This window comes from Streptomyces sp. NBC_01016 (assembly GCF_026341035.1).
Taxonomy (GTDB): domain Bacteria; phylum Actinomycetota; class Actinomycetes; order Streptomycetales; family Streptomycetaceae; genus Streptomyces.
Genome location: NZ_JAPEOQ010000002.1, coordinates 3,145,988 through 3,172,129, shown reverse-complemented (window position 1 = coordinate 3,172,129; position 26,142 = coordinate 3,145,988). Strand labels below are relative to the sequence as shown.

At 71.1% G+C, this 26,142-nt stretch carries 23 protein-coding genes; 14 read left to right on the top strand and 9 right to left on the bottom strand.

Annotated features, from left to right (window positions below; genetic code table 11):
• Nucleotides 1-76: 76 nt before the first annotated feature.
• Nucleotides 77-1,804 (bottom strand): dihydroxyacetone kinase family protein, encoded by a 1,728-nt coding sequence (locus tag OG746_RS41175; protein WP_266724090.1) that lies wholly within the window; start codon nt 1,802-1,804, stop codon nt 77-79.
• A complete protein-coding gene (locus OG746_RS41170) occupies nt 1,801-3,168 on the bottom strand; it encodes an MFS transporter (protein WP_266724088.1) in 1,368 nt (455 codons plus the stop codon). Before OG746_RS41170 ends, OG746_RS41175 begins: the two co-directional genes overlap by 4 nt.
• Before the next feature lie 263 nt (nt 3,169-3,431).
• Here OG746_RS41170 and OG746_RS41165 point away from each other — a divergent pair, with 263 nt between their 5' ends.
• Nucleotides 3,432-4,196 carry a FadR/GntR family transcriptional regulator gene (locus OG746_RS41165; protein ID WP_524540554.1) on the top strand — a complete coding sequence of 255 codons (765 nt, stop codon included), beginning with the start codon at nt 3,432-3,434 and terminating at the stop codon, nt 4,194-4,196.
• Between the two features lie 14 nt (nt 4,197-4,210).
• On the opposite strand, the gene OG746_RS41160 is transcribed toward OG746_RS41165, so the two are convergent.
• From OG746_RS41160 to OG746_RS41145, 4 genes are read right to left on the bottom strand one after another with little or no spacing between them, the layout of a single operon-like run.
• The gene (locus OG746_RS41160; RefSeq protein WP_266724084.1) at nt 4,211-5,299 is read right to left on the bottom strand and encodes an LLM class flavin-dependent oxidoreductase; all 1,089 of its coding nucleotides are present in this window, start codon (nt 5,297-5,299) and stop codon (nt 4,211-4,213) included.
• Nucleotides 5,296-6,123 (bottom strand): ABC transporter ATP-binding protein, encoded by an 828-nt coding sequence (locus tag OG746_RS41155; RefSeq protein WP_266724083.1) that lies wholly within the window; start codon nt 6,121-6,123, stop codon nt 5,296-5,298. The genes OG746_RS41160 and OG746_RS41155 overlap by 4 nt, the downstream gene beginning before the upstream one ends.
• Nucleotides 6,099-6,965 carry an ABC transporter permease gene (locus OG746_RS41150; RefSeq protein WP_266724081.1) on the bottom strand — a complete coding sequence of 289 codons (867 nt, stop codon included), beginning with the start codon at nt 6,963-6,965 and terminating at the stop codon, nt 6,099-6,101. Before OG746_RS41150 ends, OG746_RS41155 begins: the two co-directional genes overlap by 25 nt.
• The gene (locus OG746_RS41145) at nt 6,962-8,023 is read right to left on the bottom strand and encodes an ABC transporter substrate-binding protein (RefSeq protein ID WP_266724079.1); all 1,062 of its coding nucleotides are present in this window, start codon (nt 8,021-8,023) and stop codon (nt 6,962-6,964) included. Before OG746_RS41145 ends, OG746_RS41150 begins: the two co-directional genes overlap by 4 nt.
• Before the next feature lie 447 nt (nt 8,024-8,470).
• Here OG746_RS41145 and OG746_RS41140 point away from each other — a divergent pair, with 447 nt between their 5' ends.
• Nucleotides 8,471-8,839 (top strand): hypothetical protein, encoded by a 369-nt coding sequence (locus OG746_RS41140; protein WP_266724077.1) that lies wholly within the window; start codon nt 8,471-8,473, stop codon nt 8,837-8,839.
• A gap of 58 nt (nt 8,840-8,897) precedes the next feature.
• Here the strand turns inward: OG746_RS41140 and OG746_RS41135 are convergent, their stop codons facing one another.
• Nucleotides 8,898-9,923, bottom strand: a complete 1,026-nt coding sequence (locus OG746_RS41135; RefSeq protein ID WP_266724075.1) for a LacI family DNA-binding transcriptional regulator — start codon at nt 9,921-9,923, stop codon at nt 8,898-8,900.
• A gap of 168 nt (nt 9,924-10,091) precedes the next feature.
• Between OG746_RS41135 and OG746_RS41130 the strand changes: the two genes are divergently transcribed.
• The 4 genes from OG746_RS41130 to OG746_RS41115 all read left to right on the top strand — a co-directional run bounded on the left by OG746_RS41130 (nt 10,092) and on the right by OG746_RS41115 (nt 15,009).
• A complete protein-coding gene (locus tag OG746_RS41130; RefSeq protein WP_266724072.1) occupies nt 10,092-11,420 on the top strand; it encodes an extracellular solute-binding protein in 1,329 nt (442 codons plus the stop codon).
• Entirely contained in the window at nt 11,417-12,400 is a 984-nt protein-coding gene (locus OG746_RS41125; RefSeq protein WP_266724070.1) for a carbohydrate ABC transporter permease, read from the top strand. Before OG746_RS41130 ends, OG746_RS41125 begins: the two co-directional genes overlap by 4 nt.
• Entirely contained in the window at nt 12,397-13,245 is an 849-nt protein-coding gene (locus tag OG746_RS41120; protein WP_266724068.1) for a carbohydrate ABC transporter permease, read from the top strand. The genes OG746_RS41125 and OG746_RS41120 overlap by 4 nt, the downstream gene beginning before the upstream one ends.
• 81 nt (nt 13,246-13,326) lie before the next feature.
• A complete protein-coding gene (locus OG746_RS41115) occupies nt 13,327-15,009 on the top strand; it encodes a glycoside hydrolase family 13 protein (RefSeq protein WP_266724066.1) in 1,683 nt (560 codons plus the stop codon).
• 74 nt (nt 15,010-15,083) lie between these two features.
• On the opposite strand, the gene OG746_RS41110 is transcribed toward OG746_RS41115, so the two are convergent.
• Entirely contained in the window at nt 15,084-15,974 is an 891-nt protein-coding gene (locus OG746_RS41110) for a carbon-nitrogen hydrolase family protein (protein WP_266724064.1), read from the bottom strand.
• Between the two features lie 171 nt (nt 15,975-16,145).
• Here OG746_RS41110 and OG746_RS41105 point away from each other — a divergent pair, with 171 nt between their 5' ends.
• The 3 genes from OG746_RS41105 to OG746_RS41095 all read left to right on the top strand — a co-directional run bounded on the left by OG746_RS41105 (nt 16,146) and on the right by OG746_RS41095 (nt 20,121).
• Nucleotides 16,146-17,057, top strand: coding sequence for a LysR family transcriptional regulator (locus OG746_RS41105; protein ID WP_266724062.1), 912 nt, complete (start codon nt 16,146-16,148; stop codon nt 17,055-17,057).
• A 161-nt stretch (nt 17,058-17,218) separates the two neighbouring features.
• Complete coding sequence (gene hisD, locus OG746_RS41100; RefSeq protein ID WP_266724060.1) at nt 17,219-18,580, top strand: histidinol dehydrogenase; 1,362 nt, start codon at nt 17,219-17,221, stop codon at nt 18,578-18,580.
• A 134-nt stretch (nt 18,581-18,714) separates the two neighbouring features.
• On the top strand, nt 18,715-20,121 hold the full coding sequence (locus tag OG746_RS41095; RefSeq protein ID WP_266724058.1) for an amino acid permease: 1,407 nt from the start codon (nt 18,715-18,717) through the stop codon (nt 20,119-20,121).
• 4 nt (nt 20,122-20,125) lie between these two features.
• Here OG746_RS41095 and OG746_RS41090 read toward each other — a convergent pair whose 3' ends face one another.
• On the bottom strand, nt 20,126-21,124 hold the full coding sequence (locus OG746_RS41090) for a LacI family DNA-binding transcriptional regulator (RefSeq protein ID WP_266724056.1): 999 nt from the start codon (nt 21,122-21,124) through the stop codon (nt 20,126-20,128).
• Between the two features lie 224 nt (nt 21,125-21,348).
• On the opposite strand from OG746_RS41090, the gene OG746_RS41085 reads away from it, so the two are divergent.
• Genes OG746_RS41085 through OG746_RS41065 form a run of 5 tightly spaced genes read left to right on the top strand, consistent with a single transcriptional unit; the run spans nt 21,349 to nt 26,092 of the window.
• Nucleotides 21,349-22,488, top strand: a complete 1,140-nt coding sequence (locus tag OG746_RS41085; protein ID WP_266724054.1) for a cupin domain-containing protein — start codon at nt 21,349-21,351, stop codon at nt 22,486-22,488.
• A gap of 5 nt (nt 22,489-22,493) precedes the next feature.
• Nucleotides 22,494-23,189, top strand: a complete 696-nt coding sequence (locus tag OG746_RS41080; protein ID WP_266724052.1) for an alpha/beta fold hydrolase — start codon at nt 22,494-22,496, stop codon at nt 23,187-23,189.
• Between the two features lie 43 nt (nt 23,190-23,232).
• Nucleotides 23,233-24,543 carry a histidinol dehydrogenase gene (hisD, locus tag OG746_RS41075; protein ID WP_266724050.1) on the top strand — a complete coding sequence of 437 codons (1,311 nt, stop codon included), beginning with the start codon at nt 23,233-23,235 and terminating at the stop codon, nt 24,541-24,543.
• Nucleotides 24,540-25,316 (top strand): SDR family NAD(P)-dependent oxidoreductase, encoded by a 777-nt coding sequence (locus OG746_RS41070; protein WP_266724048.1) that lies wholly within the window; start codon nt 24,540-24,542, stop codon nt 25,314-25,316. The genes hisD (OG746_RS41075) and OG746_RS41070 overlap by 4 nt, the downstream gene beginning before the upstream one ends.
• Nucleotides 25,313-26,092: an HpcH/HpaI aldolase family protein gene (locus OG746_RS41065; protein WP_266724046.1), complete on the top strand. Its 780-nt coding sequence runs from the start codon at nt 25,313-25,315 to the stop codon at nt 26,090-26,092. The genes OG746_RS41070 and OG746_RS41065 overlap by 4 nt, the downstream gene beginning before the upstream one ends.
• Nucleotides 26,093-26,142: the final 50 nt, after the last annotated feature.

Here is a 26,142-nt window from a genome sequence, read left to right as displayed (position 1 = left end):
GCGTTCCTTAAAGGGAGTTGCTTGCAAGGGTGTTACTTGCACCGGGGTACTGACACAGGGGTTACCTGCAAGACGGTTACTTGCACGGGGCGAGCGCGCCATGCACGGCGCGGACGATCAGGGCGAGGGAGTGGGCGCCCGCGTCGGGTGTGCCCAGTGACTTCTCGGCGTGGGGGCGGGCTCGGCCCATCTTGGGCAGCAGGTGGGCGGTGTCGCTCGCGGAGCGCTCGGCCGCGGTGGCGGCGGCCTCCCACGCGGCGGTCAACCCGGCGCCCGCGTCGACCTGTTGACCCAGTGTCTCGGCGAAGGGCACGAGGACGTCGACCATCGTCTTGTCGCCGACCTCGGCGCCGCCGGTCCTGCGGACGCCGTCGGACGCCTGTAGGACTCCGTGGGCGACGGACGCCGGGGTCGGCCGTTCGGTGTCGCCGAGCGCGTCGCCGAGCGCGCGCAGGACGATGCCCCACAGGGCGCCGGACGTGCCGCCCGCCTTGTCGGCCCAGGCGTCGCCCGCGGCGGTCAGCAGGGAGCGGGCTCCCGCGCCCGCCTCACGGGCGCGGTGGGCGGCTTCGTAGGCGCCGGTCGAGCCGCGCTGCATGCCGATGCCGTGGTCGCCGTCGCCAGCGACGGCGTCGATGCGGCCGAGTTCGTCGGCGTGCGTGTCGACGGTGTCCTTCAGGCGGCGCAGCGCGTCGAGCGCGGTCGCCGCGGCCTGCCGCGACTCCTCGCTCGCCGTGTAGACCTCGGGCCCTTCCTCGGTCTCGTACGACTCCTCGTCCGCGGCTGCCGCTTCGGGTACGGCGCCCTTGCGATACGCGGGGGTGTCGGCCGGTGCGGTCCACAGGGCTTCGAGGGTGTCGTCGAGCCAGGTCAGGGTCAGGGAGATGCCGGCCATGTCGAAGCTGGTGACGAGTTCGCCGACCTCGGGGTCGACGGCCGTCACACCCGCTTCGTCGAGCAGTTGCGCGACCCTGCGGTAGACGACGAACAGCTCCTCGTACTTCACGGAGCCCAGGCCGTTGAGGATCACCGCGGCGCGCTGTCCCCGCGGTCCGTGGATCCCGTCGGGGAGTTCCTTGAGGAGGGTGGCGACGAGGAGTTCGGCGGCCTCGTCCGCGGTGGGGACGGGCTCCTCGCCGATGCCGGGCTCGCCGTGGATGCCGAGGCCGACGGCCATCCGGTCCTCGGGGACCGTGAACAGCGGGTGGTCGGCGCCCGGGAGCGTACAGCCGGAGAAGGCGATGCCGAAGGAGCGGGTGCGGTCGTTCGCGTGGGCGGCGATCCGCGCCACCTCGTCGAGGTCCCTGCCCTGCTCTGCGGCGGCCGCGGCGACCTTGAAGACGGGCAGGTCGCCGGCGATGCCGCGCCGCTTGTGGGCCTCTTCGGGGCCCGCGCTGGATATGTCGTCGGTGACGGCGAACGTGTGCGTCGGTATGCCCTCGCCGTTCAGCCGCTCGGCGGCCTGCCCGAAGTGCAGGACGTCGCCCGCGTAGTTGCCGTACATGAGCAGCACACCGCCGCCCGACTGCGCCGCCTTGGCGACGCCGCGGATCTGCTGGGCGGAGGGCGAGGCGAAGACGTTGCCGACGGCCGCGCCGTGCGCGAGCCCTTGCCCGACGAGGCCGGAGAACGCCGGGTAGTGGCCGGATCCGCCGCCGATGACGACAGCCACCTGGCCGGGGATCTTGGCGGTGGCGCGGACCACGCCACCGGTGACGGGGCGCACCCAGCGGCGGTGGGCGGCGACGAAGCCTTCGAGCGCTTCGTCGGCGAAGGCGGCGGGGTCGTTGTGGAGGCGGGTCATCGCTGGTTCTCCGGGAGGGACGAGGTGCTGGTGGGCGCGCGGCGGGCGAGGACGATCATCAGCACGGCGGACAGCAGCATGAAGAGGCCGACGAGGTAGAGCGGTACGTAGTAGTCGCCCGTCCAGCCCTTGAGCCAGCCGGTGATGTAGCTGGAGGCGAAGCCCGCGATATTGCCCGCGGTGTTGATGAGCGCGATGCCCGCCGCGGCGGCCGCTCCGGTCAGGAAGCGGGAGGGCACGGCCCAGAACACGGGCAGCGCGGCGAAGATGGCGCAGGCGGTCACGGTGATGACGGCGACGGTCGCGGCCGGCGAGCCCATGTAGAGGGCCAGCGGGATGGAGACGCCGCCGACGATCGCGGGACCCGCGACGTGCCAGGTGCGGGTGCCGTGCCGGGTGGCGTGCCGGCTCCAGAAGAAGAGGACGATCGCAGCGGGCAGGTACGGGATGGCCGTGATCCACGCCTTGTCCATGACGCTGAACGTGGTGTCGTACTGCTCCTGGAAGCCGTCGATGATGGTCGGCAGGAAGAAGGCGAGCGCGTACAGGCCGTAGACGAAGCCGAAGTAGACGACGGCCAGGATCCAGACGCGTCCGTTGGTGAACGCCGCCTTCAGGTCGCCCTTGGCGTGCTTGTCCTCGTGGCCCGTCTTCTGCGCGTTCTCCGCGGCCAGCTCCTCGGTGAGCCAGTCCCGCTCCTCGGTGGTGAGCCACTTGGCGTCGGCGGGGCGGTCGATCAGGTAGAACCAGGCGATGACGCCCAGCAGGATCGCCGGGATCGACACGAACAGGAACATCACGCGCCAGCCCTCGAGGCCGAACAGGCCGTGGTGGCCGATCAGCCAGCCCGCGAGCGGGGCGCCGAAGACCGTGGTCAGCGGCTGTGCGAGGTAGAAGAGGCCGAGGACCTTGGTGCGGTGGCGGCTGGGCACCCACTGGCTGAGGAAGAGGATCGCGCCGGGGAAGAACCCGGCCTCCGCGACGCCCAGCAGGAAGCGCAGCGTGTAGAGGCCTCCGCTGCTGTCCACCCAGGTGAAGAGCAGCGAGACGATGCCCCAGGTCACCATGATCCGGGCCAGCCAGCGGCGGGCGCCGAAGCGGTGCAACGCCATGTTGCTGGGGACCTCGAGCACGATGTAACCGACGAAGAAGATCCCGGAGGCGAAGCCGAACTGGGCCGCGGTGAGCGCCAGGTCGTCCCCCATCCCGTTCGGTTCCGCGAACGACACCGCGGTGCGGTCCAGATAGTTCACGAAGAACATCAGGGCCACGAAGGGGACCAACCGGATCGAGATCTTCTTGATGGCCGACTTCTCGACGGCCGACCTCGTCGCCTTCACGGGCGGCGCGGCAGTGGCAGGCATGGCGACTCCTCGGCTCGCCGGACAGCTCTGTCCGGACTTGGGTCACGCTCGGCACGAGGGGCGAGGGCTCTGCAGCAGCTGGCTGGCCGCTCAGGTCGGGCCGATCTGCGTGTCACGCTAGACCCGATCTTCAAATTGGTCACCAATTTACCAATGTGGCGAGCGTCGCACTTGTTGCTCATGGCTGAACCCTTGACAAAGCGGGCATGAAAGAGCGTCGCGCGCGGCCGTGGACCGGCCCGGACGACCCGTCTGGTCTACTGGTGACCGTGACCAACCAGCCCTCCGACGCCACCCCCGAGGCCGACCTCGCCACGCTCCTGCGCCCGGTCGTGCGCGAGTCCTCCGTCAGCGAGGTCGCCAAGCGCCTGCTCGACCACCTCTCCGCGGGGAACATCAAGCCCGGCACCCGACTGCCCGCCGAGCGCCAGCTCGCGGAGGCCCTCGGCGTCGCCCGCTCCAGCGTGCGCGGCGCCCTGTCCGCGCTCGACGTGCTCGGCATCATCGAGATCCGGCCGGGCTCCGGCTCGTACGTCCGCGAGGGCACGTCGGAGTTCCTGCCGCGCGCCATCAACTGGGGCCTGATGCTGGGCCAGCGCCGCACCCGGGACCTGGTCGAGGTGCGCACCTACATGGAGGGTGTCTCGGCGCGGCTCGCCGCGGAGCGCGCGGGCGACGAGGACGTGGCGCGCCTGGAGGAGCACCTGCGGCACATGCAGGAGGCGGGCAGCGACGTGAAGGCGTTCATCGACGCCGACATCGCCTTCCACCTGGAGTGCGCGAGCATCGCCCGCAACACCGTCCTGAGCGACATCCTGCACAGCATCCGCGCGCTGCTCCAGGTCTGGATGGAGCGGGTCAGCGACATCGAGGGCACCGTCAGCGGCACCCTGTGCGAACACGACGCCGTCCTCAAGGCGATCCGCGACCGCAACCCCGAGGGCGCGGACCGGGCCATGGCCGAACACATGCGGATGGCGAGCGCCCGGCTGCGGGAGTCGGTGGGGGACGAGCCGCAACAGGGTTGAGTTCCGCCGAGGATCTAACGGGGTACGGCCAACTCCCGCAACCGGGGCAGTAGTTGGTCGCCCACGCGGGCGGTCTCCTCCCGGTAGGGGGTGTCGGACAGGACGAAGTGGGAGATGCCGAGCCTGCGGTAGTCGTGCAGGGCCGCCGCGACCTCGTCGGGGGAGCCGACCAGCCAGGTCGTCCCCGCTCCCCCGCCGCCGAATCGGCCCGGCGTGGTGTACAGGCAGCGGTCCAGCACCTCGCCGCGCTCGGCCAGGTCAAGGAGTCGGCGCTGGCCGACGGCCGTGCGGCGGTTGCCCGACCAGGCGGTGTCACCGGAGCCCTCGGCCATCTTCGCGACCTTGCGCTCGGCCGCCTCCCACGCCTCCTCGCTGGTGTCCCGGACGACCGTGGTGATCCGCAGCCCGAACTCCAGCGGGGCGTGGACGCGGCCCTCCGACTCGCTCAACTTCCGCAGCCGGTCGATGCGTTCGGCGATCCCGTCGAGGGGTTCGCCCCAGAACAGCTGGACGTCGGCCTCGGCCGCCGCGACCCGCTCCGCGGCCTCGGAGGCACCGCCGAAGTACAGCCGCGGATGCGCGCGGCCCGGCGCCTCGTACGGGCGGGGAGAGACCGTGGAGTGACGCACCTGGAAGTGCTCGCCCTCGAAGGTGACATCCTCTTCCGTCCACAGCCGCCGCACCAGGTGCAGAAACTCCCGGGTGCGCGCGTACCGCGCGGCGGGGTCGACGTTCGTGTCACCGTACGCGGCCGGGTTGTCCAGGCCGCTGACGATGTTGACGAGCACCCGCCCCAGGCTGAGCTGGTCCAAAGTGGCCGCCGCGCTCGCGAAGTTGGCCGGCTGCCAGTAGCCGGGACGGATCGCGATCAGCGGCTTGAACGTGGTGGTCCGCGCGGCGAGCGCCGTCGCCACGGTGAAGGTGTCGGGCCGGCCCCATCCGGTGCCCAACAGGGCGCCACCCCAGCCGTGTTCCTCTGCGGTGCGGGCGAGCCGCGTGGAGAACTCGATCGAGCCCCAGCCTGCCCTGGTGTCGTCGCCGCGGTGTCCCGGCTCGACGGTGTTGGGGATGTACCACAGGAATTCCTCGGTCGCCGACGTCATCGCCCCTCCGGTTCCACGCCAGTCGTCTCACCATGGACCTGCGCCGCAGCGGCGCCACCCTCGGCGTCCTCCGCGGCCTCGACGCCGAGCTGCCGCAGGAGCCGCTCGCGCAGGACCGCAGCCTCGGGATCGCCGCGCCGGCGGGACACCGGGAGCCGCACCGGGAGGTCGAGGGCGATCCGCCCCTCCTCCAGGAGGACCACCCGGTCGGCGAGCGCGATGGCCTCGTCGACGTCATGGGTGACCAGGAGCACCGCGGGCCGGTGCCGTTCGCACAGCTGCCGGAGCAGCCCGTGCATCCGGATCCGGGTCAGGGCGTCGAGCGCGCCGAACGGTTCGTCGGCGAGGAGGAGTTGAGGCTCACGCACCAGGGAGCGGGCGAGCGAGACCCGCTGCTGCTCGCCGCCGGACAGCTCGATCGGCCATGCCCGCTCGCGCCCTTCGAGGCCGACCTCGGCGAGGGCGGTGCGCCCGCGCTCCACCGCGTCCGGCCCGTCGAGACCGAGGACCACGTTGTCCAGCAGCCGCCTCCAGGGCAGCAGCCGGGCGTCCTGGAACACCACGGACACGTTGTCGGGCGCGATCAGCTCGCCCCCGCCCGACACATCGTGGTCCAGCCGGGCCAGGGCCCGCAGCAGAGTGCTCTTGCCGGAGCCGCTGCGGCCGAGCAGGGCGACGAACTCGCCTTCCGCGATGGACAGTTGCAGCCCGTTCAGTACGTCGCGCCCGCCGAGGGTGCGGACGAGTCCCTCGATGCGTACGGCAGCGGACCGCGCCGCACCGTCGTGCCGTACGGGGTTCAGCCGGCCAAGGTACGTCGCCATGTCAGCGCCTTTCTCTCCACGAGCCGTACGAGGGCGTCGGAGACGAGGCCGAGCACTCCGTACACGACGAGCCCGACGAGGATCACGTCGGTCTGTCCGTACGTCCGTGCCAGCTCCATCATGTAGCCGATGCCACTGGTGGCGTTGACCTGCTCGACCACGACGAGGGCGAGCCACGCCCCGGTCACCGCGAACCGCAGTCCGAGCAGGAAGCCCGGCAGTGCGCCCGGCAGCACCACGTGCCGCACGAACCGGGCACGCCCCAGGCGGACCGTCTCGGCGAGTTCGACGTAGCGGCTGTCGATGCCGCGCAGCCCGTTGTGGGTGTGGATGTAGATCGGCACGAACACCCCGAGCGCGATGGTGACGACCTTCATCGACTCGCCGATGCCGAACCACAGGATCAGCAGCGGAATCAGCGCGAGCGAGGGGATCGACCGCTTGATCTGCACGGGCCCGTCGACGAGCCCCTCGCCGATCCGGCTCAGCCCCGACACGAGCGCGAGCGCGAGCCCGGCCAGCACGCCGAACACCAGGCCAAGGAGGGCGCGTTGGGCGGAGACGGCGAGGTTCGACTGGAGCCTGCCCTCGGCGATGAGGTCGCCCGCGGTGCTCGCGATGGCCCACGGAGCGGGCAGGTTGCGCGGGTCGATCAGGCCTGCGCCCGAGCCGACTGCCCATGCGGCGAGCAACAGGAGCGGGCCGAGCGCCCAGCCGTAGGGGACGGGCCGTCCGGGAGCGAGCCGCTTGCGGACGCGGGGCCGGGGCGCGTGCGCCGGACGCTCCCCCGCCCCGGCCGCGGCCCCCTCCTCGACCTTCAACTCAACAGCGGTTGAACTCACGCCTGTTCACCACCCTCGCCGGCCACCGCGTCCGCGGCGACCCGCTCGTAGCGCCGGTCGAAGAGAACGCCCGCGTCGAAGCGCTCGTGCTTCTGCTCCTTCGCGAGCAGATCGACGGTCTGCTGCTGCCGCGCGATCGCCCCCTTCCAGCTGGCCGGGAAGACCGGACGGCCCGCGTGCGCGACGAGATACTCGCCGTCCTCGCGACTGAGCCCCTGGTCCTTGACGTAGTAGCCCTCGATCCACTCCTTGGGATGCGCGTCGATCCAGACCTCGGCGCGGGCCCAGAAGCGGATGAGTTCCTTGATGGCAGCGGACTTCTGCCCGTCGGCGACCGCGTCGGTCAGCGCCCACAGGTGTCCGGGATCGTCGCGCAGGCCGTGCCGGATGGTGGTGGCACCGTCCCCGCCGTACTTCGTGAGGTAGCGCTTGATGTTGACACCGGCGATGGGCGCGGCATCGACCTGGTGATTGCCGAGGGCCGTCGGATACACATCACCGGTGCTGGCCAGCTCGACGAGCTTCACGTCCTGTTTGCCGAGCCCGGCCTTCTTCAGAATGCGCAGCACGAGGGCGCCCTGCGCCTGGCCGGGACTGTAGGCGATCTTCTTGCCGCGCAGATCGGCGAGCTTCTTGATGCCGGCGCCCGGCGCGATGCCCAGCTCGTAGATCGGGTCGGCGATCGGATCCTTGCGGAACTCGGCGCCGACGAGCTTGGTGTCGAGCCCGGTCCAGTGGGCGTTGATGGACGGGATCTCGGCCGCGGAGCAGATGTCGAGGGCATCGGCGCGAAAGGCCTCGGAGCACTGCGGGCCGCCGCTGATGTTGGCCCACTTCACCTTGAAGGGCAGCTTGTCGATCTGCCCGGACAGTTCGAGGGCGACCTTCAGGATCGGAGCGCCGACGGTGAGCGTGGTGTCCGCCGACACCTTGGCGGGGATCTTCTTCGACGCGACGTTCCGACTACCGCTCGTCGAGGTCGAGTTGTTCGCGCAGGAGGTGAGCAGCAGGGCCGCGGCGAGCGAACCGACGACCGCGGCGCTCCGGAATCTGGACATGGGTATGCGGAGACGGGGCATCATTCGTGCCTTCACAGAGAGGAGGGGCGGCACACCGGAGCAGGCGTGGGACCCCGGGGAGGGAGGCAAGTACGCGAGGATGCGCGCCCGTTGAACGGGCGCCGCGGCTCAGCTACACACGGCGGTGGCGACACGCATCAGATCGATGGCTCGGCGCTTGTGATACCGCTGGTCGTCGGACATGCCGCCGAAGCTAGCCAGGCCGCCGGAGGCGGGTCAAGGGCGTGGGTCGCCCGGGGCCGGACTGCAATACCCCTTTCATGCAGGGGCCATACGCGTGTTGCGTACGCCCGGACGAGTGAAGACCGCCCGGCTCCGGCAACCGCACCCGCGCGCGGCACCGTCTTCCCCGGTGGCCGCCCCTGACCAGGGCGGCACGACAACAACGTTCGTCGCCCCAATGGGGGCCACAACATGGGGAGTTGTATGAAGAAGAAGCTCGCTTCGGTCCTGGGCGCGGTGGCCCTCGCCGCAGGCGCCGTCGCCACCCTCGCCCCCACGGCCTCGGCCGCGGACGGCTGCTGGCAGGACGGGAACCGGCACTGGTGCCACAACGTCGCCGGCGCCCCGGTGTACGGCACCATCGGCAACAACCACCTCTACCCGGACCCCGGCAGGGTGGTCGGGTACATGAACTCCAACCCCAGCTGGTTCTACTGCAAGATGGACGGCCAGGACTGGGTCGGCGGGCCGCACCCGACGCGCTGGCTGATGACGGTGGCGGACAACGGCCGGCTCGGCTTCATGAAGGACACCGACATCTACAGCGAGACGGATCCGGTTCGCGACTGCTGATGGACCGCTGATCCCGGTCCCGGGGGTGTGCGACTGCTGATCCCGGTCCGGGACCGCACTACTGCCGCGGGGCGAGCCCCGTGCTCCCCCGCGGCACCAGCTCCACCGGCAGGACGACATGGCGCTCCAGGTTCGCCTCGGGTTCCTGGATCACGGCGCGAGCCAATTCCGCTGCGGCGACGCCGAGTTGGCGGGCGGGCTGCGCCATCGTGGACAGGTCCCACGGCGCCGCCATCGCGTGGTCGTCGAAGCCGAGGACGGACATGCGGTCCGGCACCGGCACGTTCGCCCCGCGCAACACGGTCAGCAGCCGGAAGGCGATGTCGTCCGTCTCGGCGAAGATCGCCGTGGGTGGCTCGGTAAGGGAGAGCAGCCGCCCGACCGCCGCGTCCAGGCTCGGCCCCTGCCACTGCGCGACCTGCCGGACCAGTTCCTCGTCGTGCTCGACACCAGCCTCCGTGAGCGCGGCCCGGTACCCCTCAAGGCGGGCGCGGCTGCTCCAGGCGAAGCCCGAGTCGTCGGCGGGCTCGATGTAGGCGATGCGGCGGTGACCGAGGTTGAGCAGGTGCCGGGTGCCCCGCAGGGCGGCCTCCGCGTCGTCCACGTAGACACTGGCCCGGCCCTTCTCGTGCTGGCTGACGAAAACCAGCGGCATGCCGAGGCCGTCAAGGCGCTCCCGCTCCTCGGGGGAGAGCGCGAAGCTGACGACGAGCAGCGCGTCCGCGTTGCGGCGGGCGGGCAGTCGGTCGAAGAATCGGGCGCGCTGTTCGGCGGTGGTGACGCTGTAGACGAGCAGGTCGAGCCCGGCAGCGTTCAGTTCGGGCGCGAGCCCTGCCAGTACGGCGCCCAGGAACCAGGACTCCATGTTCGGCACGAGCACGGCGATCCTGCCGGTGCGCCCGGTCACGAGACTGGAGGCGCTGCGCGAGATCGCGAACGACAGCTCGCGGGCGGCCTGTTCGACCCGCTCGCGGGTCTGCGGTGACACCGTCGACAGACCGCGCAGCGTGCGCGAGACGGTCGAGGGAGACACTCCGGCCCTCTGTGCGACATCCGCCAGCGTGGCGCCCCGTTCACCAGTCATGACCGGGACGCTAACACAGCGATCACGCCTCGCCGAGCCCGGTAATGCCAACGCTGTCATTTCAAGGATTGCCTGCAATGTCTTCGCCAAGGCCATTGACAGTGAATCTTGCGGCTCCCTACCGTGCTAGCGCTGTCATTCGGCGGCATGAAAGGGGAGGAGCATGCCATGACCCTGCACCGCAGAACCGTGCTCGCCGGCGTCGGGAGCGCCGTCGCGGCCGGACTGGCGTCCGGATGCGGAGGGAGGGACGTCGACGACCTGGTCGCGCAGGCGGCGACGACGCCGAAGAAGTCAGCCCGGCTGACCTGGTGGGTCTCCGAGATCCCGTCGCGCCGGGGTGCCGTCGTCGCCGACCTGATCATCCGGGCCTTCGAGCGACGCCACCCCAACGTCCGGATCTCGAAGATCAACGCGCTGTCGACGTCGGACGGCAACCGCAGCGCCATCGCGACCCAGCTCGCCGGCGGCTCGCCCCAGCCCGACGTCTACCTGGGCGACACGACCTGGCCCACGCAGTTCGGCCGGGCCGCGCTCGCTCTGCCCGTGAACGAGCTGCTGCCGGACGGTTTCTGGGACGCCTACCCGGAGGCCCTGCGGCGCAGTTCCACGTACCGGGGCACGGCGTACGCGGTGCCGTTCTTCCTCGACAGCACGTACCTCTTCTACCGCAAGGACCTACTGGCCAAGCACGGCCTGCGGGTCCCCCGGACCTGGGAGGAGTTGCTGCACACCTCGCGCACGGTACAGCGGGCCGGGGACACGGCGGCCGGGTTCCTGTGGCAGGCCGCCGTGACCGAGTCACTGACGGCGAACGTCACCGAGTTCCTCGCCGACGCGGGCGGCACCGTCCTCGACGAGCGGGGCAGGGCCGCCCTGAGCGGGGCGGCGGCGGAGCGGGCGTTCTCGCTGATGGCGGAGTTCATCACGTCCGGGGTCACACCCCGGACGGTGACGACCTATGAGGAGTCTGACTCCCAGGACGCGTTCATCAACGGGCGGGGCCTGTTCCTACGCAACTGGTCCTACGCGTGGGTCAACAGCGCCACCCCGAACGTCTCGCGTGTCGCGGGCAAGGTGGGTGTCGCGCTCCGTCCGGGCTTCGAGGGCACCGGCCGCCGTGGTGTCTCGTGCGCCGGCGGCTGGAGCAACTTCGTCAATCCCAGCTCCCAACAGCTCGGCGCCGCAATGGAGTTCGCCCGGTTCTGCGCCGGCGAGGAGGTGCAGCGGCTGCTCGCCCGGGAGGCCGGTGTCGTCCCCGCCATGACCTCCGTGCTGCACGGGCGCGAGGCACGCGCGGCTGGTGACCCGACGGTGCTGCGTGCCGCCGATCTGCACCTGGTCGCCCGGCCCGTGCAGACCCCGCACTACCCGCAGGTCAGCAAGGCGCTCTACACACCGGCCAACGCGGTCGTCGGTGGCGACCTCTCCCCCGCGGCCGGGGTTCGTGCCGCGCAAGACGGCCTCCGTAAGGCTCTGGAAGGGAAAGCGCTGTGAGTACCGCGCTGCAGTCGAAGACATCGACACCGGCGAAGGGCGGCGACAGTCGTTCCGCACCCCCGGGTCGACAGACCCCGTCGGCCGGTTCCGGCGCGCGCCGCCGCACCCGCACCGGTTGGCTCTTCGCCTCGCCCGCTCTGCTGGTCGTCACGGTGGTGACGGTCTTCCCCGTGGTCTTCTCGCTGGCGCTGTCCTTTGCCGAAGTGCGCCTCGACTACGGCGGGTTGCGCCTCGGGTCCCCCACGTTCGCACACTACGAGGCGCTGCTGAGCAATCCCGAGTGGTACCACGCACTCGCGTTCACGCTGGGATTCACGATCGTCTCCGTGCTGCTCGAACTGGTCCTCGGCACGCTCGCCGCGCTGGTTCTCGAGCGGCTCGGAGCCGCCCGCGGCTGGCTCATCGCCCTGCTTCTGCTGCCGTGGGCGCTGATCAACGTCGTCGCCGCCCAGCTGTGGTCGTACCTCTTCAACGGCACGTACGGAGCCGCGAGTTGGCTGTGCGAGCAGGTGCTGGGCACCCAGCCGGACATCCTGGGGCGGCCGGTTCCCGCGATGGCCGCGATGGTCGTCGTCGACGTGTGGAAGACCACGCCGTTCGTGGCGATCGTCGTGCTCGCGGGGCTGATGCTGATCTCGGCGGAGGTGTACGAGGCCGCCGAGATCGACGGGGCAGGGGCATGGACGACGTTCTGGCGGGTCACGCTGCCGCAGCTGAAGCCGATCGTGGCCATCGCGGTGCTCTTCCGCATCCTCCAGGCCTTCGGCATCTTCGACCTGCCGTTCGTGCTGACCCAGGGCGGTCCCGGCACGGCCACCCAGTCGGTGGCGATGCTCGGCTACCGGATCCTCTTCCAGGATCTCGACTTCGGCGGGGGCGCCGCCGTCGCCGTCTCCACCGCGGCCATCGTCATGGCCTGCTGCCTGCTGTTCCTGCGCGTCTTTCGCGCCCAGACCGATGAGGAGGTCCGAGGATGAGCCGCCACACCCAGCGCTCCGGTGTCCGCCGGTACGTCAATGTCGTCAACGCCGGGGGTCTCCTGATCGCCGTCTGTGCCACCCTGCCGCTGCTGTGGATGGCGTCCTCATCGCTCAAGGGCCCCGCCGAGATCAGCGCGACGCCGCCGACCCTGCTGCCGAAGGCGCCGACGCTCGACAACTACACGACAGCGTTCGTGCGCAACGGGATCGGCCAGTACTTCCTGAACAGCGTCATCGTCGCCTGTGTGTCGACGATCCTGATCCTGTCCCTGGCGTTCTTCGCCGGCTACGCACTCGCCCGGTTCGGGCTGCGCGGGCGGGGCGCCGTCATGACGGCACTGCTGATGCTGTCGGTTTTCCCGCCGATCGCGCTGCTCGTCCCGCTGTTCCTGATGGAGCGTCAAGCCGGCCTGCTCAACAGCTATCCCGGCCTGATCGTCCCGTACGTGGCGCTGAACCTGCCGTTCGCCGTCTGGATCATGCGCAACTACCTGAGCAAGATCCCGGGCGAGCTGGAGGAGGCGGCGACCGTCGACGGCGCGGGGCCCTGGCGCACCGCGCTGACGGTGATCCTGCCGCTGGCCCGGCCCGGCCTGTTCACCGCCGGGGTGTTCTCCTTCACCGCCACCTGGTCCGAGTTCCTGCTGGCGCTCACGTTCAACGGCGTCGACGACCGGCGCACCGTCTCCGTGGGCATCGCCCTGTTCACCAGCCAGTACCAGGTCCCGTACGGAGTGATCTTCGCCGGGGCGATGGTGGCCACCGTGCCGATCGCCCTGCTGGTCCTGATCTTCCGCCGGGCGGTCGTGTCCGGCATGACCACGGGCGCGGTCAAGGGCTGACCCGCCACACCGTTCCGCGTACCACCTGCCCGTCCCGCACCCGCCGGGCGGGCACACCGCACAACCCCGAAAGGCCCTCACATGCCTCAGCGTCCCCACCCCGTCGGCACCGGTACCGACGCCGACTGGTGGCGGCAGGCCGTTGTCTACCAGGTCTATCCGCGCAGCTTCGCCGACGCCGACGGTGACGGCATCGGTGACATCCGCGGTGCCACCTCCCGCCTGCCCTACCTCGCGGAACTCGGCGTGGACGCCGTCTGGTTGAGCCCCTTCTACCCGTCGGAGCTGGCCGACGGCGGGTACGACGTCGCCGACTACCGTGATGTGGACCCCCGGCTCGGCACGCTCGACGACTTCGACGCGATGGTCACGGAGGCCGACCGGCTCGGCCTGAAGATCGTGGTGGACATCGTCCCCAACCACTCCTCGCACCAGCACGTCTGGTTCCAGGAGGCGCTGGCCGCGGGCCCCGGTTCGGCCGCCCGCGAGCGCTACGTGTTCCGCGAGGGCCGTGGCGAGCAGGGTGAACTCCCGCCCACCGACTGGCCGTCCAGCTTCGGCGGCCCCGCCTGGACCCGGGTTCCCGACGGCCAGTGGTACCTGCACCTGTACGCGCCCGAGCAGCCCGACTTCAACTGGGACAACCCCGAGGTGCGCGAGGACTTCCACACCACGCTGCGGTTCTGGTCGGACCGAGGAGTCGCGGGCTTCCGCGTCGATGTCGCGCACGGCCTCGCCAAGGATCTGGCCGAGCCGCTGCGCGACCTCGGTGAGGCGCAGAGCTACCAGCCGGACGAGTTGCCCGACGACGGCAGCCATCCGCTGTGGGACCGGGACGCGGTCCATGACATCTACCGCGGCTGGCGGCGGGTGTTCGACGAGTACGAGCCGCCTCGCTTCGCCGTCGCCGAGGCCTGGGTACGCTCCTCGCGGCGCGCCCCGTACGCCTCCGCGGACGAGCTCGGCCAGGCGTTCAACTTCGACTTCCTCAACACGCCTCTCGAGGCCGGCGCGATGCGGGACACCATCGACTCCGCGCTCGCCCATGCCCGCGACGCCGGTGCCACCAGCACCTGGGTGCTGTCCAACCATGACGTGGTGCGTCACCCCTCGCGCTACGCCCTCCCCACCGGCGCCACCAAATCCGACGTGGAGTCCTGGCTGATGACGGACGGCCAGGAACCCTCGCCGGACCAGGAGTTGGGGCTGCGCAAGGCCCGCGCGGCGACACTCCTCATGCTGGCGCTGCCCGGCTCCGCGTACGTCTATCAGGGCGAGGAACTGGGCCTGCCGGAGGTCGCCGACCTGCGCACCGAGGACCTCCAGGACCCGATCTGGGTACGCAGCGGCGGCCGGGTCAAGGGCCGTGACGGCTGCCGGGTGCCGCTGCCCTGGACCCGGGAGGGCGCGAGCCACGGCTTCGGCCCCGGCGGTTCCTGGCTGCCGCAGCCCGCCGGCTGGGGCTCGTACGCCGCCGATGTCCAGGCCGGTGACAAGGACTCGGTCCTGGAGCTGTACCGCGAGGCGCTGCATCTGCGGCGCGACCTGGTCACGGACGAGACGCTGGAGTGGGCCGACACGACCCCGGGCGTCGCCGAGCGGGGGTTGGTGCACTTCACCCGCAGCGGCGGCTGGCACGTTCTCAGCAACCTCTCGGACGAGTCCGTCCCGCTGCCACAGGGCACGGTGCTGCTCGCCTCGAACCCGCTACCCGAGGGGGAGTTGCCCGCCTGGACCACGGTCTGGATGCGCAACCAGGCCTGAATGGCGGCTGCTTGAGCATGCGAATGGGCGCCGGTCACCATGTGTGGCCGGCGCCCTCGGCGTACGCCGCCGCCCTACCGCTCGCCGTCCGGGAGCGCCTCATTCCATCGCTCGGGGTCGATGCGGCCCGCGTACAAGGGGAGTTCGAGCGGCGACTGACCGGCCGTGAACGGGTCCCACACCCGTGTCAGGCCCGCCGTGCCATGCGTGCGCACCCGGCGGGCCTCCCCCAGGTCGAGGACGTCCGTGACGATCTGGTCCGTCGCGGACTCGGCCTCGGCGCGCACCCGGCCCTCGGAGTCGACGACGAGGCTGCGGCCGATCCCGTCCGGCTGCGCCGCGTTGACGCTGGCCATGGCGACCTGGTTCACGATCGCGTTGGCCCGGGCGAGGACGAGTTCCTGGGTGCGGTCGACGGTCGGTGTACGTACGAGGTTGAGGACCAGGTCGGCGCCCTGCCAGGCCAGGTGCCGGGTGACCTCCGGGAACCAGGCGTCGTAGCAGATGGACAGGCCCACGCGCCCGTACCCGTCCATGTCGAAGACGACGAACTCCGCGCCGGACGCCGTGGTCTCGTAGGGGCGCCAGGGGAAGATCTTCCGGTAGGCGGCGACGCGCTCGCCCTCGGGCGAGTACACGGGCGCCGTGTTGTAGATCAGACCGTCGGCGCCGCGCTCGTAGACGCTGCCGGGCACGAGCCACACACCCGTCTCGCGCGCGAGGTCCGCGAGGCGGGCGCTGCGGGGGCCGTCCAGTGGCTCGGCGGCCGCCGTCATGACCGTCGCCGGGTCCTCGTCCGGCCGGTGGCCGCACAGGTGCAGCTCGGGGTAGGCCAGCAGCCGGGCGCCGGGGTGGGCGCGCGTGACACGGCGTACGTCCGCCGCGAACGCGTCCAGGCCGTCGTCCGCGGCGTGATGGTGTGCGGCCGACTGGACGAGGCAGATCGACAGGGGACGGCTGGTCATCGGCGGGAGGGGCCTTCCGGGCGGGAGCGGTGTGCGGGGGTCGGTGTGCGGGGGCGGTGTGTGGGGGCGGTGTGCGGGGCGGTGTGTGGGCCCGGACGAGCCAATCAGCCCACCCACCATCGGACAACCCCCCTGTCCCCTGCGGCAGGCACAGGACTAGCCTGTGGCCGCATGACCCTCAACCAGCTGAGGGCCTTCGTCGAAGCGGAGCGGCTCGGGTCGTTCACCGCCGCGGCGCGGGCCATGGACATCGCCCAGGCATCCGCCTCCGAACTCGTGCGCCGCCTGGAGGCGGAACTGGACGCCGAGCTGTTCGTGCGCGGCAGCCGCACCCTCGCGCTGACCTCGGCGGGGCAGGAGCTGCTGCCCTACGCCCAGCAGTCCGTGGAGGCCGCCGACAGCGGCACCCGGGCCGTGCACTCCCTCGGTTCGCTCGGCGGCGGCACCGCCACCTTCGGAGTCCTGCGCAACGCGGACTACTACCTGCTGTCCAACCTGGTGCAGCTGTTCCATGCCCGCTATCCGTCGGTGCGGGTGCGGCTCGTGGGCCAGAACTCCGCCGAGACCGCGGCGGCCGTGGCGGCCGGACGCATCGAGGCGGGCCTGGTGGTGCTCCCCATCGACGACGAGGAGCTGCAGGTGACGCCGCTACTGCGCGACGAGGTGTACTACGTCAGCGCGAGCGAGGAACGCACCCGGGCGCCGGTGACCATCGAGGACTTCGCGCGCGCACCCCTCGTCCTGTACGACGCCCACTACGGCTGGCAGGACCCGACGCGGCGGCAGCTCGCCGAACGCGCGCAGTTCGCGGGCGTCCGTATCGAACCGCTGATCGAGCTCGAACACGTGGAAGCGGCCCTGAAGTTGGTGACCACCGGGGTCGGCGACACGATCGCCAGCCGCGCCGTGGTCGACAGTCCGGCGTTCCCCGCAGGGCTGCACACGGCCCGCTTCGCCGACCCCCTCTACGACACCATCGCGCTGGTACGGCGCCGGGGGCACCCGCTGTCCCGCGCCACCCGCGAACTGGCCCGCATCGCCGAGGACACCCTGCGCGAGATCCGCCTCGCACGCGGCCTGTGAGGGGATCGCGGTGACGCTCGCACGCGGCCTGTGACAGGTACCGCGGCCCCTCTCACACGCGGCCTGCGAGAGGGGCGGTGGTGACATGCAGGAAAACCCTGTGGATGGGACAGGAATCGCCCCTCTAGTCCTGTGGCAGAAGCCCGTCTAGCGTCCTCGCCATGCAGATCACGCACGACGAAGCCCAAGCCCTCCCTCCCCTCCAGTGGCTCAAGAAGCCGTCCGTCGACGGCCCGCCCGCCCAGCGCGACCCGAAGGTGGTCGAGCGCGTCTCCGAGATGCTCGCGGAAATCGAGCGCAAGGGCATGGACGCGGTGCGCTCCTACGCCCAGGAGCTGGACGGCTGGTCCAGCGAACTGGAGGTCTCCGCAAGCGAGTTGAAGAAGTCGGGCGACGCCCTGCCGCCGGACGTCCGCACCGCCCTGGAGATGGGCTACGAGCGCACCCACCGGTTCGCCGCCGCGCAGCGCGAGCACCTGACGGACTTCGAGATCGAGCTCGCCCCCGGCGTGAAGGGCGGCCAGCGGTACGTGCCGGTCTCCCGCGTCGGCGCCTACCTTCCGGCCGGCCGCTTCCCGCTGCTCGCCAGCGCCTTCATGACGGTCAACGTCGCCAAGACGGCCGGTGTGCCCACCGTGGTGGCGTGTACGCCGCCGTCGGGCGAGCACGGCGCCCACCCCGCGGTGCTGTACGGCGCCTATCTGTCCCGCGCCGACCGGGTGTTCGCCCTCGGTGGTGTGCAGGCGCTCGGCGCGATGGCCTTCGGGCTGCTGGGCGAGGCGCCGGTGGACATGCTGGTCGGCGCGGGCAACGCGTTCGTCACCGAGGCCAAGCGGCAGCTGTTCGGCCAGGTCGGCATCGACCTGCTCGCGGGACCCTCCGAGGTCGCGGTCATCGCCGACGACAGCGCCGACCCGGTGTGGGTGGCGGCCGACCTGCTGGGCCAGGCCGAGCACGGCCCCAACTCCCCTGCCGCGCTGATCACCACGTCCGAGCGGATGGGCAACGCCGTGATCGCCGAGATCGAGCGCCAGCTCACCGCCCTCTCCACCCGCGACATCTGCGGTCCGGCCTGGCGTGACTTCGGCTCCGTCATCGTGGTCGAGGACCGGGACGCGGCCGTCGCCGTCGCGGACGTCATCGCCCCCGAGCACCTCGAGGTGCACACCGAGGACGACGACTTCTACCTGGAGAACCTGTCCAACTACGGCTCGCTGTTCATCGGTCCGTGGTCCACCGTCGCGTACTCGGACAAGGGCATCGCCGGCACCAACCACGTGCTGCCGACGGGCAAGACCGCGCGGTACAACGCCGGCCTGTCGGTCTCCCGGTTCCTCAAGCCGCTGACGTACCAGCGGGCCGCTAAGGAGGGAACGGCCGCGCTGGCCCCGGCAGTTGAGCGGATCTCCGCCTTCGAGGGCCTGGCGGCCCACGGCGCCACCGCGACGCTGCGCATCGACGAGATCGGCCGCACCTCGGGCGCGTTCGACGACGTGCCGGCCGCGCTGCGCGAGCAGCTCTGACCGCTCCTCCCACCGCCGGGCCGGGGGCGACGTCGTCATCGGCGTCCGTCCCCGGCCCACCCCTCTTCCGGGACCCTGCGTGCCGTTCAGGCGCGGCGCGGCTCCCACCTCGTCCGCGAGCCAAGGATCCTCACATGCAACACCCTCCTCCTGAGCCGTCCCCCGCCGCGGGAGCGACGCTCACCCAGGGCCTGAAGGGCCGCCAGATCACGATGATCTCCATCGGCGGGGTGATCGGCGCCGGTCTCTTCGTCGGCTCGTCGGCCGCCGTGGCCACCGCTGGTCCGGCCGTGATCGTCTCGTTCCTGCTGGCCGCCGCCCTGGTGGTGCTCGTCATGCAGATGCTCGGCGAGATGGCCGTCGCCAACCCCGACACCGGCTCCTTCTCCACGTACGCGGACCGTGCGCTGGGCCGCTGGGCCGGGTTCTCGATCGGGTACCTGTACTGGTGGTTCTACATTTTGGTCATCCCCATCGAGGCCATCGCGGCCGGTGAGGTCGTCGCGGGGCTGACCTCGATCCCTAGCTGGATACCGGCCCTCGCGGTGATCCTCGTGCTGACGGGCAGCAATCTGCTGGCGGTGCGCAACTACGGCGAGTTCGAGTACTGGTTCTCGCTGATCAAGGTCGTCGCCATCGTGGCGTTCCTGGTCCTCGGGGCGCTCGCGGTGCTCGGGGTGCTGCCCGGGTCCGACACCCATGGTGTGTCGAATCTCTGGAGCCACGGCGGCTTCGCCCCGCAGGGTGTCACGGCGATCCTGGCCGGACTGCTCACCGCGATGTTCAGCTTCCAGGGCAGCGAGATCGTCACCATCGCGGCGGCGGAGTCCGAGGAGCCGCGCAAGAACATCAAGAAGGCGATCCGCGCGGTGGTGTGGCGTCTGGGGCTCTTCTACATCGGCTCGATCCTCGTCGTGGTCTGCCTCGTGCCCTGGAACGCCGACGACCTTGGGGCCGGGTCCTACCAGGCGGTCCTGGACCGGATGAACATCCCGGGCGCCGCCCGGATCATGGACGTGGTGCTGGTGGTCGCCGTGTGCAGCTGCCTCAACTCCGCCGTCTACACGGCCTCACGGATGCTGTTCTCGCTGGCCGGGCGCGGTGACGCCCCGGCCGCATTCGCCCGCACCTCACCGCACGGTGTGCCCCGCAATGCGGTGCTCGCGTCGACAGTCGTCGGCATCGCCGCGGTGATCGCCAACTATCTGCTGCCGGACGTGTTCTCGTACCTCATCGCCTCCAGCGGAGCGATCGCCCTGATGATGTACATGGTCATCGCGCTGACGCAGTACGCCGTGCGCCGCAAGGGCGACCGTCCGACCGACGTACGCATGTGGGGCTTCCCCTATCTGACGCTCGCCACCATCGCGTTCATCGCCGGGGTACTGGTCCTCATGGCCGTACTGCCGGGCCACCGGCTGGAGTTGTGGCTCTCGCTCGGGCTCGCCGCGGTGCTGGCCACCGTGGGTGTGGTGCGACAGCGACGTGGTGCGACGCCCACGGCGACCACCGAGCCCGTCCGCGCGACCTCCGGGTCGTGAGGGTTCAGCGGGCCTTGGCGTGGGTGGCTCTCGGGACGAACTCGGTCGGCAGGACCAGGCGTTCGCCGTCCGCGTCGACCTCCCCGGCGATCCGCCGGGCCAGCAACCGGGCCGCCTGACAGGCGAGTTCACCCAGATCGTGCCGGACGGTGGTGAGCCGGAAGACCTCCCAGGCCGCCATGGGCAGATCGTCGAAGCCGATGACGGTGAGGTCGTCGGGCACCTTGACGCCCGCCGCGAGCGCGGCGTTGAGCACACCGATGGCGACCACGTCGTTGCCGCAGAAGACGGCAGTGGGCGGTTCGGCCGCCTTGAGGAGCGAGGGCAGCGCCGCGTACCCGGTCTCGTACTCGAACGCGCCACGCACCACGCGGTCGTCCGGCAGCCCGATGCCGGCGTCGGCCAGGGCCAGCCGGAAGCCCAGCTCACGCTCGCGGCCCGTCGTGGTGTTGGCCGCGCCGAAGATGCCCGCGATGCGGCGGTGGCCGAGCCCGACCAGCTCCTGCGCGACGAGGCGGCCACCTCCCTCGTTGTCGACGACGGAGGCGAAGTCGCCGGACCTGCCGGTGTCCCGGTTGAGGAACACGTAGGGCATGCCGCGCCGCTCCAGCAGGGCGGGCAGCCGCGAGTCGGTGGTGGCGGTCGCGAGCACGACGCCGTCGAGCGACTGGTCAAGGAGCTTCTCCTCGGCGACCGCCTCGTCGGAGCGCTCGGTGAGCAGCATCATCCGGTAGCCGAGCCGCTCCAGTTCGTCGTGGAGCGGCGCGACGACATGCGGATAGAACGGGTTGGTCATGTCGGTGACGATGACGCCGACCCGGTGGGTGGACCGGGTCGACAGCGTGCGGCCCGCTTCGCTGGGTACGTAGTTGAGCGCCTCGGCGGCCCGCTTGATCTTCGCGCGGGTGGCCTGCGAGACACGGGGGTCGTCACGCAGGGCGCGGGACACCGTGGGCTGCGAGACACCCGCGAGTTTCGCCACGTCGTGACTCGTGATCGCCATGTCTCTCTCCTCGTCGACACCTCGTACCGCCCGGAACCAGCACCGCGCCCGGACAGTATACGTACGCCACCCCGTATACGTATGTCTCCGCCCGATTCCTTGATCGCGGCGCGCCCGTCGACCGCAGCGAAATTCGTTTCTACCCCCTTGACAGGACACACCCCGGAGGCCTGTCATGGCAATGCATACGTATTCCATTCATGCTTGTCCACCAGGGAGCCCCCATGCCCGATGTCGTCGTGTCCACGCCCGACCTTGAGCGCCGCACGGTGCGCCGCAGCGACTTCGTCTCCTGCAACCAGGCCTTCATCGACTGCCGTACGCCCGGCTCGGACCGGAAGGAGAACTACGCCATGATCGGGCCGGGCGTCTCGCAGTCCTCCGGCCAGCACGTCAACCTGCGGCTGCCGCACGGCTACAACATCGGCGCCGCCGCCATGCCGCACGGCATCACCAACAACCTGCACCTGCACTACACCGCCGAGGTGTTCATCTGCACCGACGGCGAGTACCTGCTGCGCTGGGGCGCCGACGGCAGCGAAGGTGAACTGCTCCTGAGGGCCGGAGACATCGCGTCCATCCCCACCTGGATCTTCCGCGGCTTCACCAACACCGGCCCTGACGACGGCTGGCTGTTCACCGTGCTCGGCCATGACAGGACCGGCGGCATCATCTGGGGCCCCTCGGTCCTGCGCGAGGCGGCAGAGCACGGCCTGTACCTCAGCGCCGACAACCAGCTCGTCGACACCGCCGCCGGGGACGAGCTGCCGGCGGAGTCCGAGCGGGTCACGCCGATGGCGCAGGAGCACATCGACCGGCTGCGCCACTACAGCGCCGAGGAGATGAAGCGCCGGGTCGCCGCGGCCGACGAGCTCGTGTGGTCGGAGCACCCCTTCATCGACAGCTCCCTGCCCGGCGGCGGGGCGCGCCTGAGCTGCGTCATCGGCTACGGCATGACCGAGGACCCGCACCAGGACCCGCGTGTGTTCAACCCGCACGGCCACAATGTCGCCTGGCTGCGCGCCGAGCCCGGCCAGGGTGTCTCGCAGCACCGCCAGCAGGAGACCCAGACGCTCATCGTCAAGAACGGCGAGTGGGAGGTCACGCTCAACCGCACCGACCCGGTCTCGGTGCGCCTCGGCCCGCGCGACATGCTGTCGGTACCGCAGGACGCCTGGCGCACGGTGCGCAACGTCGGCGAGGAGGAGGGCGACCTCCTGGTGGTCAACTCCGGGGACGGCCGCGTCCGCCTGGAGTGGGACGAGGAGGTCCTCAAGGCCGCCGCCGACGCGGGCCTGGGCCTGGACCACAACGGGTACGTCGCCCCGTACGCGCTGCTCCCCCGCTCCGCGCGTCGCTGGTGACCGGCGTGCCGCTGCCCCTGGTCGTGGTCCCCGGCATGCTCTGCGACACGAGCCTGTGGTCGGACGTCACCTTCCCCGAGGGCCACGACGTCCACCACGTCGCGCTGACGCAGCCGGACATCGGGGCGCTCGCGGACGACGTGCTGTCCGCGGTGGAAGGCCCGTTCGTGCTCGTCGGGCTCAGCCTGGGGGCCATCGTCGGGTTCGAGGCGCTGCGGCGGGCACCCGAGCGGATTGCCGGACTGTGCGTGATGGCGACGAACGCCGGCGCCCCTCGATCCGAACAGCACGCCACCTGGCGGGAGTTGGACGATCTCGTCACGGCCGGCCGGTTCGCGGAGGTGGTCGAGCGCACGCTGCCGGACATGTTCCCCGACCGCCGCCCGACCGCGGCGGACGCCGAGCGCTACCGCCGCATGGCGCAGGCCGTGGGCCCCGATGCCGCCCGCGCCCAGCTCGCCGCCCAGCCCACCCGCGAGGACGCGTTCACGGCGCTGCGCTCGGCGCGCTGCCCCTCCGTCGTCCTCGCGGGCGGCCGGGACACGCTCTGCCCGCCCGCCTTCCACCACGCCATCGCCGAGGCCCTGCCGCACTCCCGTATGCGCGAACTTCCCGACGCCGGGCACCTGGTGCCGTGGCAGCGGCCGGACGCCGTGGGCGCGGCGCTGCAGGACCTGGTCGCCGCGGCCGCCGCCGCCTGAGCACCGACCCCGTATCCAAAGAATCGAGTTGAGGAGAGCCCTCATGCCCCGACATCTCAAGTCCCCCGTCCCTGCCGCCCAGGTGACCGCCGCCCGCGCGGACGTCGCCGACCGGGTGCGCGCCATCCTCGACGACATCCGCGAGCGCGGCGACGAGGCGGTGCGCCAGCACTCCGAGAAGTTCGACAACTGGAGCCCGGAGTCCTTCCGTCTGTCGCCCGAGGAGATCGAGCGCATCGTCGCCGGTGTCCCGCAGCAGGTCCTCAACGACATCCGGTTCGTGCAGGAGCAGGTGCGTACGTTCGCGCAGGCCCAGCGGGACTCGATGCTCGACGTCGACATCGAGACACTGCCCGGCGTGCGCCTCGGCCACCGGCACGTACCTGTCGCCTCTGCCGGCGCCTACGTGCCCGGCGGCCGTTACCCGCTGACCGCGTCGGCCCATATGACGATCGTGACCGCGAAGGTCGCGGGCGTGCCCCGGGTCGTCGCCTGCACCCCGCCCATCCGGGGCGAGATCCCGGCCGCGACGGTCGCGGCGATGCACCTGGCGGGCGCCGACGAGATCTACCTGCTGGGCGGTGTCCAGGCCGTCGCGGCGATGGCCGTGGGGACCGAGACGATCGGCGGCGTGCCGATGCTGGCGGGGCCCGGCAACGCGTATGTGGCCGAGGCCAAGCGTCAGCTGTTCGGCGAGGTCGGCATCGACCTGTTCGCCGGCCCCACCGAGATCCTGGTGATCGCGGACGAGCACGCGGACCCCTTCGTGGTCGCCGTCGACCTGCTGTCCCAGGCCGAGCACGGCCCGGACTCCCCCGCCGTCCTCGTCACCACGTCCGAGGAGCTGGGGCGCGAGGTCGAGCGGCACATCGAGCGGCTGCTGCCCGGCATGCCGACGAAGGACTTCGCCGGGCCGGCCTGGCGCGACCACGGCGAGATCGTCGTGGCCGACACCCTCGACGAGGCCTTCGAGATCGCCGACTCCTACGCGAGCGAGCACGTCGAGGTACTCACCGAGAACCCGCGCCAGGCTCTGGACAAGATGCGTGATTACGGTGCACTCTTCCTCGGCGAGGGCACCTGCGTCTCCTACGGCGACAAGGTCATCGGCACCAACCACGTGCTGCCCACCCGTGGCGCGGCCCGCTACACGGGCGGTCTGTGGGTCGGCAAGTACCTCAAGACGGTCACCCACCAGGAAGTCACCGACACCGCTTCGTCGGCGCTGCTCGGCGAGGTGTGCGGGCGCGCCGCCCGCGTCGAGCTCTTCGAGGGGCACGCGCGTTCCGGTGACGTACGCGCCGCGAAGTACGGCGACAAGGCCCTGACGTGGAACGAGGAGGCGGGCGCATGACCTCCCGTACGGAAGCACCACTCGCCGGGCGGACGGCACTCGTCACCGGCGGTGGCAGCGGCCTGGGCCGGGCCATCACCCGGTCCCTGCTGGCCGACGGCGCCCGCGTGGTGATCACCGGGCGCAACGTGGACTCCTTGAAGCGCACCGCCGACGAGCTCGGGCCCGGGGTCGTCCCCCAGGTCTGCGACGTGTCCCGCCCCGCGGACGTCGACGCGCTCGCCTCGGCCCTCGCGGACGAGGAGATATCGATCCTGGTCAACAACGCCGGCGTCGCGGGCCCCGTGGCGCCGCTGACCGACATCTCGCCCGAGGAGTGGGACGAGGTCTTCGACGTGAACGTACGCGGTGTGTTCCTGATGTGCCGGGCGTTCCTTCCCGCCATGACACGTCGTGGCTCCGGTGATGTCATCAACGTGGCCTCAGTGTCGGGCAAGCGGCCGCTGCTGCGCCGCACACCGTACTGCGCGTCGAAGATGGCGGTCATCGGCCTGACGACGACGTTGGCGGGCGAGGTGGGACCGCAGGGTGTCACGGTCAACTCCCTGTCTCCCGGACCGGTTTCGGGTCCGCGCATGGAGCGCAACTTCCGTCTGGAGGCCGAGCGCACGGGCAGCAGCTACGCCGAGGCCGAGGAGGCCTTCGTGTCACGTGCCGCGCTCGGGCGGATGGTGACCGAGGAAGAGGTGGGCGACGCGGTGACGGCGATGCTGCGGATGCGTGGCCTGTGCGGCGCCGATATCGATCTCTCGGCAGGGATGGTGGCACGATGACGGTTCCTCGCACCCCGCGCCGGAGCCTCAAGCAGCGCCTGGCGGACGGTGAATCGCTGCGCGGCGGGCTGCTGCGGCTGCCGTCGGAGACGCTGGTGGAGATGGCGGGCGTCGCCGGTCTGGACTACGTGGTCATCGACTGCGAGCACGGGCCCGCGGACATGGCTCTGCTCCAGCAGCACATCTTGGCGGCGCAGGCCCACGGGATCGACGTCATCGTGCGTGTGGGCACCGCCGAGCCCGCGCTGGCGCTGCGCGCCCTCGACCTGGGCGCGGCCGGTCTCATCCATCCGCACGTGGACAGCGCCGAGGACGCCCGGCGGGCCGTGGCCGCGAGCCACTATCCGCCCTGGGGCGAGCGGGGCTTCGCCACGTACAGCAGGTCGGGGCGGTTCGGTACGGTCACCGCGGCCGAGCATGTGGCCGCGTCCCGCGAGACGCTGGTCATCCCGATGATCGAGACGCAGCGCGCCTGCGCCGCCGCCGACGAGATCGCCGGCACCGAGGGCGTGGACGCGGTCCTGGTGGGCCCCGCGGACCTCGCGGCGGACTGCGGCTTCCCCGCCCCGGAGGTCGTGAACGGCCTTGTACAGGAGGCACATCGGGCGACCGCGAAGAACGGTCGCACGGTGATGACGATCGTCCCGCACCTCGAAGCGGCGCAGGCCGCCGAGGAGGCCGGATCCCGGCTGATCGTCTTCAACATGGCGCAGGTACTGATGGACACCATGGGCGCCCTCGCGCACCGTCCGGACCGTGACACACCTTCGTCGTGACACACCTTCCTCGGACCCGTCCGCACCTCTTGACGGTCCACCCCCGGAAC